The organism is Fontivita pretiosa (assembly GCF_050410795.1).
GTDB lineage: Bacteria > Planctomycetota > Phycisphaerae > Tepidisphaerales > Tepidisphaeraceae > Fontivita > Fontivita pretiosa.
Map to the genome: position 1 here is coordinate 5,178,675 of NZ_CP191258.1, position 16,813 is coordinate 5,195,487.

Consider the following 16,813-nt stretch of genomic DNA (forward strand, 5'->3'; position numbering starts at 1 on the left):
GATCCGATGAGCGTCGCAACCGCATCGAACACGGCCTCGATCAAACCACCGGTCATCACCGATCAGCAGAAGAAGCAGTATCACGAGGAGGGCTACTGCATTCTCGAACGGGTCATCCCGCCGGACCAGCTCGAGCTGCTGCGCAATGAATGTCAGCACTTCATTGACGTGATCAACGCGGAGATGGACGCCGAAGGCGTGAAGGTCAAGGGGATTAACCACCGCGACAAGCGCTATTTCATCGCCCGCCGCCACAAGGACAGCCAGAATCTCCGCAGCTTCCTGTTCAGCGACCTGATGGCCGAGGTCGTCGGCGCAACCGTTGGCCCGGAGGCGTATCTCTTCGTCGATCAGTTCGTGGTGAAGATGGCCGAGGTGGGGATGAAATTCGCGTGGCATCAGGACAGCGGCTACGTCGGTCATCCGCATCCGGAGTACCTCAGCGCCTGGGTTGCGATGGACGACATGACCGAGGAGAACGGCACGATCTACGTGCTGCCCTACTCGCGAGCGGGCGTGCGGCAGACGGTCAAGCACGTCAAGGAGGAAGGAACCAACGACATGGTCGGCTACCACGGCGACGATCCGGGGATTCCGGTGATCGTGCCGGCGGGCACGATCGTCTGCTTCTCCAGCAATACCTTCCACCGCAGCGGCGCCAACACCACCAAAAAGCCGCGGCGAAGCTATTTGTGCCAGTATTCGCCCAAACCCATCCTCACCAAGGATGGCACCAAACCCTGGTGCGATGCCGTGCCGTTCCTCAAGGACGGCAGAAACATCTTCAACTGGCCCCCGACGCAGTGATCGGGAGCCGAGCCTTGGCCGCGCACAGCCAGCCGCGTGTTGAGCGCAACCGGCGGTGGGGTTACCTTCCGGCACGTGGCTGGCGATGCGCACAACTCGTTCGACCTGGACCGCCTGCGCAAACAGATTCGGCCACTGCGCCTGCATTGGTTCCCCCGCCTGCGCAGCACCAACGATCACGCCGCGATGCTGCGCAGACGGGGCGAGCTGTTTGCCCCGGCGATGGTGCTGACCGGCCGACAGATCGCGGGCCGGGGCCGAAACACCAACACCTGGTGGTCCGGGCCCGGATGTGTGACCGTCACGTTCGTTCTGCCGATCGACGAGCAACTGGCGGCGCACCAGGTGCCGCTGCTGGCGGGATTGGCCGTTCGCAACGCCGTCGTCGCGATCAGTGGCGAATCATCGATTCTGCTGAAGTGGCCCAATGACCTGATCCACGGGGGGCGCAAGCTCGCGGGCATCCTCTGCGAGCGGCTCCGCCGGGCCGACCTGATCGGCGTGGGCCTGAATGTCAACGTCGCGCCGGATGATCCGCCTCGTGCGCTGCGAGATCGCATCACCAGCCTCAGCCAGATCGTCGGCCGGACACTGGACAAGACCGACGTGCTCATCGCCCTGAGCAACCAGATCTATTCGATGCTGCTGCGAAAGCGAGAACACCCCTTCGCCGCCGCGCTGCGGGAGTATGACCAGCACCACGCCCTGGTCGGGCGGCGCATCAGCGTGAACGTATCCAGCGACGCTGCGGCGATCACCGGCACCTGCAAGGGACTGGATCCGATGGGGAGGCTGCTGGTGCGTACGCCTGGCGGGCAGACGCACCGAATCATCTCCGGTCAGGTGCAACTCGGCTCGACGCCCTGAACCTTCGCGGTGGCATGATTTGTGCATCGGAACTGAAGGTCCGGGCAAGTGCGCGGCGGCCCGCGCCGCGTCCGATAACCACGATGCGGTTTCGCCGTTTGCAGGTGGTTGTTCCCGGGTGTAGTTTTGTACCCGACGCCGGTGTTCAGCTTCTGAATTGCGATGTCTGGCAGTTATCGATGTCTTGCCGTCGCCATCTGGGCAATGATGATCTGCTGGCTTGGGGGCTGCTCATCCACCACCAGGCCGGGCAACCTTCAATCGGTCAGGACCGATTCGGACAAACCCCGTGCTGGAAATGCCTACCTGCTTCGGGGGTTTATCGGAGTCTTCTCCGAAGGCATTGATTCGCTCACCCGAAAGCTGAATGCCGCCGGTATACGCGCCAGCGTCTTCCAGGACGATCAGTGGTACGCCCTGGCCAGGAAACTGCGACAGGAGTACCGCAAGGATCCCAGCCATGAGCCGCTGATTCTGATCGGCCACTCCTACGGAGCCGATGATGCCATTCGTGTCGCGCGAGAGCTGAGAAAGGATCGGATCCAGGTGGATCTGCTGGTGACGCTGGATCCGGTCACCCCGCCGCGAGTACCCGACAACGTCAAGCGATGCGTAAACATCTACCAGTCCAACGGCATATGGGATGTGATGCCGTGGCTGCGGGGCGTACCGCTGGTCGCTGAGTCGGATCGCGCAACGCAACTGGTCAACTACGACGTGCGGACCAATCGCAAGGATCTGCTGGATCGCGACATCGACCACTTCAACATCGAGAAGAAGCCCAGGATTCACAACGAGGTCATCGCATGTGCAATGAGCGTCTGTCCGCCCAGGGACGCGTACCTGCTGTCTATCGCATCCCGGGCGGCGGATCGGAACGATGCAGTTCGCTCGGCAGCGCCCCGGCCCCAGGAACGACAGGCCTCTGTGCCGTACTGCTCGGGCACTGGCGATCCAGGCGCAGAGGGCATTGCGGCACCACGTACGCAACAGGGCAAGTCGCGTGGCTCATAGCGCGCGGGGTGAACTTCACTGCGGTCGCGGCGGTTCAGGTCCCCAATTATCATCCCTCATCATGCCAGCAAACTGGTCAGCTCTGACCATCGGCGTGATTGTCAGCTTTTACTGGGCCAGGGTGCTCAGGCTGGTGCTCAAGGCGCGTCGCCGCACTGGCCGTGCGGCCAACTTCTTCCCACGCGAGCCTCTGGGGCGACTGGTACGCATCGTCTGGTATCCCACCGTCGCTGTCTGGATTGTCCACCCGCTGATCGTGGGTCTTTACGCAGGCGAGTTGCCCCGGGTGTTGCGGCCGCTGTACCGGCATCCGATCGTCGAACCTGTCGCCGTCTTCGCTGCAATTGCGGCGATGGTGGGCACCATGGTTTGCTGGAAACGCATGGGCCGGAGCTGGCGAATGGGAATCGATCCCAACGAAACCACGCAGCTCATCGTTTGCGGTCCGTATGCCTACGTGCGACACCCGATCTACGCGCTGTCGTCCGTGCTGATGCTGGCTTCGATGCTGGCGGTGCCCACGCCGCTGATGCTGACCGCGGGTGTGATTCACCTGATGTTCCTTCAGTGGGAAGCGCGGCGAGAAGAGCGGCATCTGCTCGGCGTGCACGGTGAAATCTATGCACACTATCTGCGGACGGTCGGACGCTTCCTGCCGCGTTCTCTGTCGCCTTATCGGCCACCAAGGTAAATTGAATCGGCGCGTCTCCGGCAAGTTCGGACGTTCGACACGCCCTGGCACATGCAGTGGAACACCTTGAACATATTCCAGCGACTGACCCGGCAATGGGATTCGCTGCATCCCTACAACGCCGCGCAGCTCATGCGTCTGGCCGGGACAGGCGATCCGGATGCGCTGGCGGCACACTGGCGGGCATCACTCGACGAGCTGGGGCTGGGCCGTGTCCGTACCGTCGGCGACCGCTTCCGCTGGGAACCGCTCAATGGGCAGATCCAACCCGCCTTGATCCTGCGCACAGCGCCGCAGGCGTGTCTGGAGCAAGTGCTCGCCCAGGAGCTGAACCGCCCTTTCAATCCCGATGACGACCTGCCGTTCCGGGCACTGCTGTTCCAGGGTAACGATTCGCACTGGCTGGGAGTCGTCTACCATCACTGGGTCGCCGACAGCTTCTCCATCCGTCAACTGCTGCGGCAATGGTTTTTGCGAATATACGATCCTGCGCGAACGCGGCGTCAGCCGCTGAACCTGCATCCCCCGGGGTACCTGCGGCTGTTCGGCCCCGCCGCCGCCAATTGGTCCCTGCTGGGAGGCATCCTTCACGGCGCGCGGTGGACCGCGCGGTTCAAGCGCGTCCGGCGATTGGATCCGGACGTGTACCGGCAATTCCACGTGCGCTTCCGCTTTTACCGCGCTGGCGGTGGATTGATCCAGCGGCTCGTCCCGATCGCACGCGCCGCGGGGGTAACGGTCAACGATGTGTTCCTGGCGGCGATGGCGCAGGCGTGCGATCGATTCGTGCCGGTGAAACGAACCGTTCGCCGCCAGGACCTGGCGCTGGGCACGATTGTCGATCTGCGCTGCCGCACCACCCGCGATACCAGCGACCTGTTCGGACTGTTTCTCGGCTTCACCAGCGTCTTCTGCCGCCCACATGACCTGCCCGACTTCCGGCGTCTGCTCCGCTGCGTCAGTCGTCAGAACGCCCGACACAAGGCCGCCCGCATCCCCGAGGCCAGTCAAATCCGCATGCTCGCCGGCTTGCTGGCCCAGCGACTGCTTAGCCGCGACAGCCTGATTGAAATGTATCGCAAGCGCCTTGCGCTGGCCGGGGGAATCTCCAACGTGAACCTCAACCGCGACTGGCCGGCCGACTACCACCCGCATCCGCTGCTGGAGTACTTGCGTGTCTCGCCCTGCGGGCCGTTGATGCCCGTGGTGTTCACCCCGACCACCCTGGGCGGCGAACTCAATTTTGGATTGACCTATCGAACTCCATTGATCCCGGATGACCACGCCCATGGCATCGCCGATACGTTCTTGGATCGCATTCAATCGTTTGTCGAGTGCAGCGCTCCGCCTGGGTCTCGCTAAATATCCATCTCCAACCGTCCGATAGATCCATGCGACCGCCTGCCCACTTCAGGGCATGCACATTTATCGGCTGCCATCGCATGATATCGTGCAGGAGCAGCGCATCGGCGTGATGCCGCTTGGTGCATCGAGCCTCAAAACATCGGGCCAGTCGCGGAGGACCGCCATGAACCCCAACGCCGCCAGATCCGTCTGGGTCGTCTACTTCGTCGGTTTCGACGACACGCTGGACGACGAGAACAGCCGCGTCGTGCCCTACGTCGGCAAGGAGCGTGTGCGCACGACGGCCGATCCGCAACAGGCGTGGCACGACGTGCGCCTGGCCGTGCTGGCGCGGGGCGGTCACCTGTTGACGATCATTGGAAGCGAAGCCGAAGCAGAAGCCTTCCGCGTCGCCGCCGAAGCGGAAATCCTCCGCAAACACGGAAGCTGATGATGACCGCGCACGGTGCTGGGCGCTTCGAGTACTCGAATAAGGCCCGCGGATCGCGATCCGCGGGCTTTGTTTATGACGTTGCGCGATCGAATCTCCACACACGTGCGCCGCGCCGCGCGTGATCGAGAATATACCGAAACGTGTTAAGCTGGTGCTGGCGATCAGCGATGGGATCGCAGTGACAGCGCTTTGCCCACAATCCACCTGCGTCAATACGCAACCCGTGCTGACGAACAAGGTGAGAGGCGTGCTTTTTGGCGCGGCCGATCCAGTGCCTTGGGTTGTGGTCAGGAAAACGAGCCAGGACATGAACGTGCGTGGCATCGACTGAAACGATCAGGGCTTGAATTCCATCTTGCCGCAGTTTCTCCGCAACGGAGTTCGCGACAAACGTCCGCAGCTCAGACATCATGCGCACCGGATTTCGCTTCATCAGCGACTTGGAGAGTTCGTAGAGGCGGTCGTACTTCCCTTTCGGAGGAGGATGTCTGTAGTCGCCGTCCACATGTTCGCGATGGTGCCGCGAACGCCATCCTCTTGGGTCTCCGCGCAGCCAGGAGCCATAAGCGTGAACGGTAACGTGATACCAATCGTTCCAGGGATTTGTCGCAACGCGAAGATGGGTGCGCGCTGACATGTACCGAGACTGTGGCGCGCCTATGACCGAAATGCAACCGAAAAGGAACAAAGCCCGCGGATCGCGATCCGCGGGCTTGTCGGCTTCTCCGTATGCTGCTCACTTCGCTGCAACCGTCTGGCGCCGGGGCTTCGGTGGACGCGGATTCAGGGCGCGGTCCAGATTCCTCATCGCCTGCTTCAGCCGGTGCTCGTTTTCAACCAGTGCGATGCGGACGTAGCCTTCGCCGTTTTCACCGAACGCGCGGCCGGGCGCCAGGGCCACCTGCGCCTCATCCATCATCCGCAGACAGAAATCCAGCGTTCCCTCATTCGGCTTGAGATGAGCCGGATTGACCCTTGCCCAGACAAACATCGAGCCCCGGGGTTTTTCGTACGTCCAGCCGAGCTTGTCCAGCCCGTGGCAGACGACATCGCGACGCTCCTGATAGACCCTGCTCTGCTCCTCGGGCGTTTGCTTGCAGGCGCGAAGTGCGATCACCGACGCGATCTGAATCGGCGCGAAGTGCCCGTAGTCGTAGTATCCCTTGATCGTCGCCAGCGCCTTGACCATCTCCGCATTCCCGCAGCAGAACCCCACGCGCCACCCGGCCATGTTGTAGCTCTTGGACATCGTGGTGAATTCGACGCCAATCTCCTTGGCTCCCGCCGCCGCAAGGAAGCTCGGCGCCTTGTATCCGTCGAAGTTGATCTCGCCGTAGGCAAAATCCGAGATGATCATCACACCATGTCGGCGGCACATCTCGATGGCCCGATCCCAGAACCACGGCTCGATCGTCATCGCCGTCGGGTTGTGCGGGTAGTTGAGAATCAGCAGCTTCGGCTGGGGGTACAAACCGGTGATCGTCTGCTCGATGCGGTCCAGAAACGCCTGATCGTTGCCCAGCGGCACGCGGATGACGTTCGCCCCCGCCATCGCGACGGCGTAGACGTGAATCGGGAACGCCGGATCGCCCACGACTGCGGTGTCTCCGGGTCCCAGCATCGCCAGGCACAGGTGGCTGAAGCCTTCCTTGGACCCGATGGTGGCGATCACCTCCGTTTCCGGGTCCAGGTCCACGCCATATTTGTTCTTGTACTTCCTGGCCACCTCCTTGCGCAGCCCGGCGATGCCGTTGCTGACGCTGTAGCGGTGGTTGCGCGGGTCGCGTGCGGCTTCGGCAAGCTTCTCCACCACGCACTGCGGCGTGGGGTCGCTGGGGTTGCCCATTCCCAGATCAATGATGTCGATCCCCGCCACGCGCTTCTCGTATTTCATCTTGTTGATCCGCGCGAACAGATAAGGCGGCAGGCGGGCGATGCGTGGCGAAACGTCGATCTTGAAAGGTTGATTGTTTGTGCTCATGGCTTTCCGCTCTGATTGTATCGTCAATTGAGGCTGAGAAGGTCAGTTGAATGCCCGCAGGCTGCCCACGCTGCGCAGGCGATGCCGCCGCCGGTGCACCCGCTCATCCCCTCGGTTTGTCATGCTCGTGCACTGCGAAGCCGCAGCAGCTACTACTGGGGATGAGTTGCGGGCGGGGTGCCGGCGGCGCTGGTAGCCGGCGGCCGCGCCACCTCGGGCGCCTGGGGGGTTGGCGGCACGTCGGCCGCGGAAGGAGCTGACGGGCTTGTCGGCGCCGTTGCTGGCGCGGTCGCGGCCGGCTGCGTCGCCGCCCGCTCCAGGATTCGTCTTCGCTCGCGCTCGAACTGCTCGCGAATCTCGTTGCGGTCGCGGATCTGTTCCTCACGCTGGTGCAGACGTGATTCGTACTGTTGCTTGAGCACCGGATGCTCGATGATCAGAGCGCGCATCGCCTCCTGCGCCAACTCGTTCTTCTGTTCACGTATCCCCACCTGCACCAGCCGATCCAGCAGCTCAGCCTGAATGCTCTGCTTCACATCCTCGAACTTCACCGCCTTGGGTGGAATCCGCCGCTCCAGCTTGATCAGGTGATAAGCGCCTTCGGCCTGCACGGCGTCGGAGACCTCCCCCTCCTTCAGCGCGAAAGCCGCATCCTTGAACGCCTGGGGGTATCCGCCGGCCTGACGCGAGAACGGCGGCAGCTCCCCGCCCAGACCGGCGGTTCGGGCGTTTCGGCTCAACTCACGCGCCACCTGCTCGAAGGGCTGACCTTCGGCCAGCCGACGCTTGGCTTCCATCACTTCCTGCAAGTTGGCAAGCTGAATGTGACGAACCTGCACCGTCTCGCCGTAAAGCTGCCGAAATGCCTCCTGAAGCGACTGCTCGGTGATCTTCTGGGCAACCTTCGGCTCCACGAGCTTGCGAAGATAGGCGTTGGTCTGGATCACCAGATCGAACTCAGGCCGGCTGATTCTCTGCTGCTCCAGGAACTGGTTGACCAGCAGCTCATAGTCGGCCTTGTCGGCATCCTGGAACATCTTGGCCAGCGTCAGCTCTCTTTCAGCCTGGATGTCCTCGGACGAGACACTGATCCCTTCGCGTGCCGCCTGTTGTTTGGCCAGCTCAAGCTGCACCGTGTTCAGCAGGATGTTCAGTCCGTATCCCTCGATCAGCGGCTGCTGGATCTGCGAGAGGGTGATCGGACGTGCGTTGAGTCGGGCAATGACCGGATCGGCCGGAGCCTGGCCGCTTTGCTCATCCGCGCGGACTCGGGGCTGAGCCGCTTTGCTCTTTTCCGGCCGCGGCCCCTCCGATTGCTCCAGTGAGGGCGTCAGCGGCGCCGGGCGGCCTTCGGCGGACTCACCAGCCTTGCACCCGCACATCCAGGCCAGCATCGCCGCGCATGCCCCCGCCGGCGGTACGCATCGCCGCAAGATCGTCCGGGCCAGTCCATGCTCTCGCATCACCGCGTGCTGCTCCCAACTGGAAGCGGCGAAGTATCAAAGCCAGGCGGGGATATGTCAAGTGCGACGCTGAAGCAAGCCAACGCGACGGCGCAATTCCTGCCACGGCGTCAGCCCGTCGTGGTCGTGCAATTTCTTGCGACGTAGATTTCTGCAATTCTTGGTGTAAACTCCGCCTTTCAAAGGGCTTCTGAGAGCAGGCGACCGCGACATTCTGCTGTACTTGTCGCACCACCACCGCGACATTTCAGCCGTTTTGTCGTACTTTTTTATCTATATTATCATCTTGGACCAGTCCTATTTTGTGGCTAACTCCCACTAACCCCCGATTGGTGAACCGCTTGCGCGAACACACATGTGGTGCGCCTTGGAACCTGGCACCATAGTTGCTTTCACCGTGATGTCGGCAACGCAATCGGTGTGTGCCGGCCTCCAATTAGGCCCATTCTTCCCCCGATGTGAGGCGCTCTTCTCTCCCACAACCCGAAGAGTTTCCTCACCAGCCCCATTCGAAGCCGACCTTGCCCGGGTCGGCTTTTTTTTGCGCGCCTCGGCCCCTACCATTTCACCCCCGTGGCCGAGCCAAACCGAACCGTCAACTTGTTCACCCTGCATAGCCGAAGCTGGCGCGACAACCGCTATGTCTATCCGGTCATCAGCCGACGCAGCCACGGCCTGTCCATCGGGGTCAATCTGAACCCCGACAAAGTCTGCAACTTTGATTGCATCTACTGCTGCGTGGACCGCAGCGTCCCTCCGACCGTCCGCCACGTGGACATGGACCTGCTCCGCCGCGAGCTTGAGCACCTGCTGGAGCTGGCCTGCTCCGGACAAATCTGGACCATCCCCCCTTTCGACCAGACCGAGCCAACCCTGCGACGCATCAACGACGTCGCCTTCAGCGGCGATGGCGAACCCACCAGCTTCCGGCAGTTCCCCCAGGCCTGTGAACTGGTCGCCGGCCTGCTTCAGAAGGTCAGTCGCCCGGACATCAAGATCGTCCTGATCACCAACGCCACGCTGCTGCATCTGCCACACGTTCGCCGCGCCCTGGAGTTCCTCGACCGCCATAACGGCGAGATCTGGGCCAAGCTCGACGCCGGCACCGAACAGTATTATCGTCTGGTCGAGCGAACGCGGATTCCGTTTCGTCGCGTGCTGGACAACATTCTGGCCGCCGGTCGCGCACGCCCGATCGTCATTCAATCCCTGTTCATGAACATTCACGGTCAGCCGCCGGATCAGACCGAAATCCGCGCTTACGTGGATCGACTTCGAGAGCTGCGTGACGCCGGCTGCCAGATCAAGCTGGTGCAGGTGTACACGGTGGCACGGCGAACGGCCGAGGCATACGTCTCACCGCTTGAGCCTGCGCGCCTGCGCGCCATCGCCGATCAGGTCGCCGCCATCGGCTTGCCCGTGGAAAGCTACGAAGGCCCCGCGGAAGGATCGCCCACACTCTCGCAATAAGAGCCTCTGCTCCCGCAACATCGCCGGGCGGGCTAGAATTCGCAACACCATGACCCTCGATCACGGCGGCGTGCGCGAAGCCTGGTCCCAACAGGTGCACCAGCATCGGCAGATCGCTCTGCCCTGGCTGGCCCGTCTTCGATGGATCGCCGTCACCGGACAGGTGGCAGCGACGATCCTGGCCGTGTTCGCGCTGGCGGCGCCGCTGCCCCTGCCTCACATCGCCCTGGTCATCTCCATTACCGTTCTGAGCAATCTGGTTCTGTACATCTGGGATCGCATTCACGAACCGCCCGACTGGATGATCCCCACCGTCATCCTGCTCGATGTGCTGCTGTTCACGGTCCTGCTCTATTTCACGGGCGGCGCTGAAAATCCCTTCAGCGCGCTGTACGCTGTCCATGTCGCCATGGCCGTGGTCGTGCTCGGCAGCGGCTGGGCGTGGGTCACTGTCGCGTTGTCGGCGGTCTGCTACGCGATCGTCTGTATGACGCACTGGCCGCTGCGCTTGCCCGCGTCGGCGATGCAGTTCGGCAACTGGGGCGCGCTGGTCCTGGTCATGGGACTGATCGCCTACTTCGTCGGGCGGGTCATGCGATCGCTGCGCCGCCGGGAGGCCGAACTCGCTCAGGCACGCGAACGCGCCAGCCGAACCGAGCACCTGGCCTCGCTGACCACCCTGGCGGCGGGTGCCGCACACGAGCTGGGCACTCCGCTTGCCACCATCGCCCTGGCGGCAAAGGAAATGGAGCTGGCGCTGGTGCAGAGCCGCGACCCGTCTCTGGCCGAAGACGCCCAGCTCATCCGTCAGGAGGTCGATCGATGCCGCTCCATTCTCGATCGGATGCGGGTGGACGTGATCCAGGATGCCGCCGGGCTGGGCGGCGCTACCGGCACGCTGGGCCAGTTAATCGCCGAACTGCGCCAGGATCTGCGCGGAGAGGAGCGGCCGCGGCTGCTCGTGCACACGAGCGAGCCTGCCGAGCTTCCGTTGCCCGCCTCGCGAGTCCTCCGCCGCGCCGTTGGCGTCTTGCTGAGAAACGCCTTCGATGCTTCCCCGCAAACGGCCAATGTCAGCCTCTTCTTCGATCGCCATGACGGACGTATCATCTTCCGCGTGGAAGATCGAGGTCCGGGAATGGCGCAGGAGGTGCTTCGACGGGCCGGCGAACCGTTCTTCACCACCAAGCCGCCCGGACAAGGTATGGGCCTGGGCTTGTTCCTTGTGCGACTCACGGCCGAGACGTACGGGGGCGACTTCGAGCTTCGATCTTCGCCCGGCGCCGGCACAACCTCGATCCTGGAGATTCCGTATCCCGCAGATGAGCACCTGCCCCGATCCAATGAACCGCAGCGATCCGCCTCTAGACTCGAAGCAGCAAGCCGCCAGCCCCCAGGCCGCGCAACCGAATCGCCGCCGGATCCTGGTGGTGGACGACGACGCGACCTTCCGCAAACGGCTGTCCAAGGCGCTGGCTCATCGCGGATACGAAGCCCGTGACGCAGCCAACGCCGAAGAGGCGATCGACCGGGCCCGGCGCTTTCAGCCCGGCCGCGCCGTGGTGGACATGCGAATGCCTGGTCGTTCGGGGCTTCAACTCGTCAGCGATCTGGTCGAGCTGCTCGGACAGGACAACATCGACATCATCGTGCTGACCGGCTACGGCAGCATCGCCACCGCCGTCGAGGCCATGCGCCGCGGCGCGATCGACTATCTCCAGAAGCCCTGTGACGCCGAACAGATCCTGGCCGCCTTCCAGCGGCGATGCGATCAGGATCGCGACCCCCCCGCCGCCGATGCCCCGGGTAACCCGCCGGCCGATGAGCCTGTGGACGTCTCCGTGCCTTCTCTGGCGCGAGTCGAATGGGAACACATCCAGCGCGTGCTCAATGACTGCGGCGGCAACATCTCCGAAGCCGCACGCCGGCTTCGCATCCACCGCCGATCACTTCAGCGAAAGCTGTACAAGATGCAGCCGTCGGAGTGAACCGCCGGAAATACCGACGATGTGGTTTGGCAGGCGCCCGGCGAAACCGCGGCGATCAGTATTGCCTGCCGCCACTGGCCCTGGGGTAGCGCGATCGGACGATCTGCTGCTGGTGAAACTCGGGCTTTACGTTCGGATTTCGCCGCGCGGTGTACGTCAGATCATCGAGATAGACCCGCACCGAGTTGCCGCCCCGACGGACGCTGGCGATGCCGAACCGGTCGAACGTCGCTCCGCTGCGGCGCATTTGCGGCGTCAGGTCGAAGCTGACCGTCTCGCCATCGAGCGTGTAGATGATCCGCCCGACGCCGTCGTTGGCCTTGGGGTCGTACTCGAACGTGAACTGCCGCTGTCTGCCGTTGGGGACGAATACCGGGCCACGACCCGATGCCGAGATGCCGCCTTTGGCGTTGCAGAACCCGCTGAAGTAGTAACCGACGGCGCTGCTGTCGGAGATGGCAATGCCCATCGACTGGATCGCCGGCTGATCGCTTGGCCTGAATCCAGTCGCCGTCTGGTCGGCGTGGTTGAAGTAGCCGAGGTACATCGCCGCGTCGGTCTGGCCTGTGGTGAAATTGATCGAGCCGGAGAATCGGATCGGGTCATCGAGCGTGACCGTGCCGACGTCATCGGCATAGTAGCCTGCCGGTCCGTTGGGCCTGACGCGCCAGAACAGCCCGCCGATCTCTCCGATCTGCTTGCCCGCCCAATTCGTCTCGCTGAAGCCGAAATCAAACATCGAATGAAAGTCCGGTTCGACGTAGGTGCTGCGATTGTTGCGTCCTTCCCAGCCCGGGTCCTTGCTCAGGTCGATCTTCTTTCCGTTAATCGTCAGATCGCCGAAGTACACCTCGCACGATCCGCCATACCGCTGGATGTTGAACATGCCGAAGCGGTCGAAGGACGAGGCCATCTCGCGCTGCTCCGGCGTCAGATAGGTGATGTGCGGATCCAGATCATCAAACTGAAGGACGATGCGCCCCTGCTGCTTTTCTGGGTTGTTGATCTTCCACCACCGCCGCTGTCCGTGGCGATGGAAGAAGCCGGTCAGCCCGGCCTGACGCGCCTTGATCAGCCGCGCCCGGAATGCCTCGGGCGTGAGGTCGGGTTCGATCTTCCTCGCCTTTTCGTAGACGATCGGCTCGTCCTGGTACTGAAGATCTCCGGGCGCGTTGCCGGAGCGGTCGGTAAGCACCTGTTCCAGCAGCGGGTCGCGCTGACTGAGATCCGCCCGCGCGTCCGGGTCGTACTCGAACCGCCACGTATGCACCGCCCCATCCGGCTTGAGCAGCACGTCGGTCTCAAAGCCCGCCGCCTGCCAGTCGGCGCTCATCCAGTCGAACATGATTTGCCCCAGGTCGTCTTCCTCCCAGATGCGAAACGCCATCGAGTTCCACGGCCGCCACTCGTGACGCGTCGAGTTGAAGAACCCCAAGTACGCCACGCCACGAAGGTCCAGCCGCTTGAGCACCAGTTTGCCCGAGGCCGAGAGCTTGTCCTTGAAGCTGAGCGGCCTGCCGAAGGGCAGCGCGTAGTATGCCTGATAGCGCGAGTCAGTGACGACCCCGCCGATCTCCCCCGGGCCGGCGCCGGTGTGGTTTGTCTCGCTCCAACCGAAGTCCTGTCGCACGGTGGGCATGTCTTCACCGACCTGGCGGTTGTTGATCCCGATCCAGCCGGGGTCGGTGCAGAAGTCCTGGTGAACTTCCATCAGCTTCACCTCCGCCAGCCCCGTCGCTGCAGGGCACACACAGATCACCGCGACCAGCACCGCAAGATGACCCACTCGAAAACGCATTCGCTGCACCTTTCATCAATGACCACCGCGCGACTTTCGCACTCATCGTCGCTTTGCGGTTGTCGTGTTCTCATGGAACCGATTCATTCGAAGCTGATGGCGACCCTGGTCAGATACGGCGATGCCGCGGCGTTCGGCGTGAGCAGCCGCGCGCGATACTGCACCCACCGCCCCGCCAGTCCCTTTACCCTCGCGCCGCTTCTGGTGAACCAGGACTGCGGCCCGCGCGGGCCAGTCCACGGCGCAGCATCCAGCGCCTCTTTCGTCTGTGCCGTCCGAATCTGGAACCGCACCGCCGTGCCATGTGACGTCTGGGCATCCCACTCGATCCGATGCGGCTTCTGGCCGGAGGGAATCTCGTGCGCCGACGAGATGTAATCTTCGTACAGCCCCCGATCGTAACTGTTGCCCGGATCGCGCACGTTCAGGCCGCTGGGGCCATACGTCGCGAACTCCAGCCGATTGTTCGCGGAAAACCCCTTCGGCCCGCCCCAGTACAGCATCGACACCGTCTGATGCCGATGCGGCAGCGGCTGATCCGTAAACCCGCCGCGACGGTGATTGGCGATCAGCAGATCCAGCCAGCCGTCCCCGTCGTAATCCAGCGGATCAGCGCCCGACGAGCCGTACGTCGGAAGCTCGGTGCGCGGGCGCTGCCCAAACCCCCGGGGGCCGCCCCAATAAATCAGCGACGGCGCGTTGCCCTCCACTGCTCCGTAGGCACACAGGAAGATGTCCAGCCATCCGTCTTTGTCGAAATCGGCGACGCAGTTGTCGTACGGGGCCGATCCCATGATGATCTCGCGCCGGTCGCGCGAAAAACCGGACGGCGAGCCGTAGTAGACATAGCTGGGCTTCTCGATCGTGTCCCCGCCGCCTCGGTTGGGGATCAGAAGGTCCAGCCACCCATCGCGATTGAAATCGGCGCCCTGGAGGTACATGAGCTGCTCGGACTGATCCACATCCAGCACCGACGCCCGCTCGGCGGAAAAGCCTTCGGCGCTGCCCCACCAGATCTTCGTCGGCCCGCCAGGGTTGGGTGCGCCCGATGGGATGATCTGTCCGGCCAGATCGAGCCACCCGTCGCGGTTCAGGTCCATGAGCAGAGGCGTTCGGATCATCGCCTTCTCGCCCAGAGCAATGACGGTCCGCCGCGCGTGCTCAAAGCCGGCGCTGGAGCCGTAGAAAATCGTCAGACCGAATCTGCCGGGATCGGCCGGGTCCTGGCTGGCGCCGCCCGCGACCAGATCCAGCCAGCCGTCGCGGTTCAGGTCCGCGATCCGCACGCCGCCGTAGCCGATCTCCATCGACAGATGGCTCGGCGGCGAAAAGCCTGCGGTCTTGCCCCAGTAGATGATCGTTCCGTTTTGTGTGTGCGGCACCCCCTTGATCGTCGTCGCCTGCGAGAGCACCAGATCCACAAAGCCGTCGTCGTCCAGATCGGCATGGCCGAAGCCGAAGATGTGATGGGTCATGAACTCGAGACTGCGCTTGGGCGAGAAGTTGCGGGTGCCGTCGCCCCAGTACAGTCGCGAGATCGCCGGCCCGTCATGGATTCCGCCGTCACCGTTGAAGAAGACCACATCCGGCCTGCCGTCGTGATTGAGATCGCCAACGGCGCTTCCCGCGGCCTCCTCCGTGGGCAGTTGGGTTCTATGTGCGGCGCGGAACGTGCCGCGGTCGTTCCAGTACACGTAGGACAACAGGCTGTGGTAATTGATCACGGAACGGTTGCTGAAGACCAGATCGGGATATCCATCGGCATTCAGGTCGCCGGCGCTGACCCCGCTGGCGCCCAGCGTTGGAAGGGACAGCGGCTGGCGCGTCGAGAAGTCCTTGCCATCTCCAAAGAACAGCAGCGAGTCCGTCCACGCGACTCCGCCCGCCGACTGACCGCTGGCAACGGCGATGTCCGGGTATTGATCCCGATCGAAATCGGCAACGGCGATGCCGGAGGGCGCCGGGACTTTCAGTTGAATGGCCCGATCGGTCGAATAGCCGGCCTCATCGCGCAGCAGGACGCTCACGCCGCCACCCGCGCACAGCGCCAGATCGCTTCGCCCATCGCGGTTGAAGTCGGCGATCGCCGCCGCCGAGGCACCCACGGACAGCACGACCCGAGCATCGGACTTCTCGACATTCTCAAGTGCGCCTCGTGACGAATACAGCAGCTCCACGCGGTCGCCGGCCAACAGCACCAGATCGTCCGTGCCATCGCCGTCCAGATCCCCCGCCGCCACGCCGGTCGGTATCCTGCCCTCGGCAAGCGTGATCGGCGTGCGACGATCAACGCTGAACCCCTGCGGCGAGTTCCAGTAGATGAAGCTGGTCTTGGAGCCGCTGAGCTTCAGCGGGCCGCCCGCCTGCCACTGGCACGCCAGGGCAAGGTCGCTCAAGCCGTCGTGATTGAAATCGCCCGCCGCAAGGCCGGTGGCGGCGAACGCCGGCAGATCGGTCCGGTGTCTGACCGACAGCCCGTCGGGTCCACCCCAGTAGATAAACGCATTGGTCTGGCGAAAGTGGCTGTTGGCAACGTTGGCCACCGCCAGATCGTTGTATCCGTCACGATTCAGATCCAGCACCAATCCCGCCACCGATCCACTGGCCGGCAGCTCGATCCGCGATCGGCCGTCGATGTCCTGCCCGCTGTTCAAGTAAACGTACGTGTTGCTTTTCTCGTCATAGCCATGTCCGGCCGGTAGCAGGATGTCCAGATGCCCGTCGTTGTTGAAGTCCCATCGGGTGATGATCTGAATTCGCCCGCGATGCGAAACGTACGCGTTGCTGCCTGCGTCGGTGAAGCTGCCGTCACGGAAGTCCGACCAGGATTCTTCCACCCATCGCGATCCGCCGCTGGCCGGCTGCATCGGGAGCACCACCAGGCCAAGCATGGTCGCCGCCACGAGCCTGTACATGATTCGAGTCTGCATCGCGCC

General features: G+C 63.3%; 14 protein-coding genes. 9 read left to right on the forward strand and 5 right to left on the reverse strand.

What is annotated here, in order from left to right; genetic code table 11:
- Window positions 1-6: 6 nt before the first annotated feature.
- The 6 genes from ACQS5P_RS21020 (at window position 7) to ACQS5P_RS21045 (ending at window position 5,174) form a co-directional block, all read left to right on the forward strand.
- On the forward strand, window positions 7-807 hold the full coding sequence (locus ACQS5P_RS21020; RefSeq protein WP_428938578.1) for a phytanoyl-CoA dioxygenase family protein: 801 nt from the start codon (window positions 7-9) through the stop codon (window positions 805-807).
- Window positions 808-843: 36 nt separating this feature from the next.
- Complete coding sequence (locus ACQS5P_RS21025; RefSeq protein ID WP_428938579.1) at window positions 844-1,674, forward strand: biotin--[acetyl-CoA-carboxylase] ligase; 831 nt, start codon at window positions 844-846, stop codon at window positions 1,672-1,674.
- A gap of 162 nt (window positions 1,675-1,836) precedes the next feature.
- Complete coding sequence (locus ACQS5P_RS21030) at window positions 1,837-2,688, forward strand: hypothetical protein (RefSeq protein ID WP_428938580.1); 852 nt, start codon at window positions 1,837-1,839, stop codon at window positions 2,686-2,688.
- Between the two features lie 61 nt (window positions 2,689-2,749).
- A complete protein-coding gene (locus ACQS5P_RS21035) occupies window positions 2,750-3,379 on the forward strand; it encodes a methyltransferase family protein (protein ID WP_428938581.1) in 630 nt (209 codons plus the stop codon).
- Window positions 3,380-3,430: 51 nt separating this feature from the next.
- Window positions 3,431-4,741, forward strand: coding sequence for a condensation domain-containing protein (locus ACQS5P_RS21040; protein ID WP_428938582.1), 1,311 nt, complete (start codon window positions 3,431-3,433; stop codon window positions 4,739-4,741).
- Between the two features lie 166 nt (window positions 4,742-4,907).
- Window positions 4,908-5,174 (forward strand): hypothetical protein, encoded by a 267-nt coding sequence (locus tag ACQS5P_RS21045; RefSeq protein ID WP_428938583.1) that lies wholly within the window; start codon window positions 4,908-4,910, stop codon window positions 5,172-5,174.
- A gap of 73 nt (window positions 5,175-5,247) precedes the next feature.
- Here the strand turns inward: ACQS5P_RS21045 and ACQS5P_RS21050 are convergent, their stop codons facing one another.
- The 3 genes from ACQS5P_RS21050 to ACQS5P_RS21060 form a co-directional block, all read right to left on the reverse strand.
- Window positions 5,248-5,814 carry a transposase gene (locus tag ACQS5P_RS21050; protein WP_428938584.1) on the reverse strand — a complete coding sequence of 189 codons (567 nt, stop codon included), beginning with the start codon at window positions 5,812-5,814 and terminating at the stop codon, window positions 5,248-5,250.
- 99 nt (window positions 5,815-5,913) lie between these two features.
- Window positions 5,914-7,158, reverse strand: coding sequence for an aminotransferase class I/II-fold pyridoxal phosphate-dependent enzyme (locus ACQS5P_RS21055; RefSeq protein WP_428938585.1), 1,245 nt, complete (start codon window positions 7,156-7,158; stop codon window positions 5,914-5,916).
- Window positions 7,159-7,310: 152 nt separating this feature from the next.
- The gene (locus ACQS5P_RS21060; protein WP_428938586.1) at window positions 7,311-8,621 is read right to left on the reverse strand and encodes a peptidylprolyl isomerase; all 1,311 of its coding nucleotides are present in this window, start codon (window positions 8,619-8,621) and stop codon (window positions 7,311-7,313) included.
- Window positions 8,622-9,221: 600 nt separating this feature from the next.
- Here ACQS5P_RS21060 and ACQS5P_RS21065 point away from each other — a divergent pair.
- From ACQS5P_RS21065 to ACQS5P_RS21075, 3 genes are read left to right on the forward strand one after another with little or no spacing between them, the layout of a single operon-like run.
- Window positions 9,222-10,091 (forward strand): radical SAM protein, encoded by an 870-nt coding sequence (locus ACQS5P_RS21065; RefSeq protein WP_428938587.1) that lies wholly within the window; start codon window positions 9,222-9,224, stop codon window positions 10,089-10,091.
- 49 nt (window positions 10,092-10,140) lie between these two features.
- Window positions 10,141-11,592 carry an ATP-binding protein gene (locus tag ACQS5P_RS21070; RefSeq protein WP_428938588.1) on the forward strand — a complete coding sequence of 484 codons (1,452 nt, stop codon included), beginning with the start codon at window positions 10,141-10,143 and terminating at the stop codon, window positions 11,590-11,592.
- Window positions 11,522-12,079 carry a response regulator transcription factor gene (locus ACQS5P_RS21075; RefSeq protein ID WP_428938589.1) on the forward strand — a complete coding sequence of 186 codons (558 nt, stop codon included), beginning with the start codon at window positions 11,522-11,524 and terminating at the stop codon, window positions 12,077-12,079. Before ACQS5P_RS21070 ends, ACQS5P_RS21075 begins: the two co-directional genes overlap by 71 nt.
- Window positions 12,080-12,134: 55 nt before the next feature.
- On the opposite strand, the gene ACQS5P_RS21080 is transcribed toward ACQS5P_RS21075, so the two are convergent.
- Together ACQS5P_RS21080 and ACQS5P_RS21085 are read right to left on the reverse strand one after the other, a co-directional pair.
- The gene (locus ACQS5P_RS21080) at window positions 12,135-13,877 is read right to left on the reverse strand and encodes a hypothetical protein (RefSeq protein ID WP_428938590.1); all 1,743 of its coding nucleotides are present in this window, start codon (window positions 13,875-13,877) and stop codon (window positions 12,135-12,137) included.
- An 83-nt stretch (window positions 13,878-13,960) separates the two neighbouring features.
- Entirely contained in the window at window positions 13,961-16,807 is a 2,847-nt protein-coding gene (locus ACQS5P_RS21085) for an FG-GAP repeat domain-containing protein (RefSeq protein WP_428938591.1), read from the reverse strand.
- Window positions 16,808-16,813: the final 6 nt, after the last annotated feature.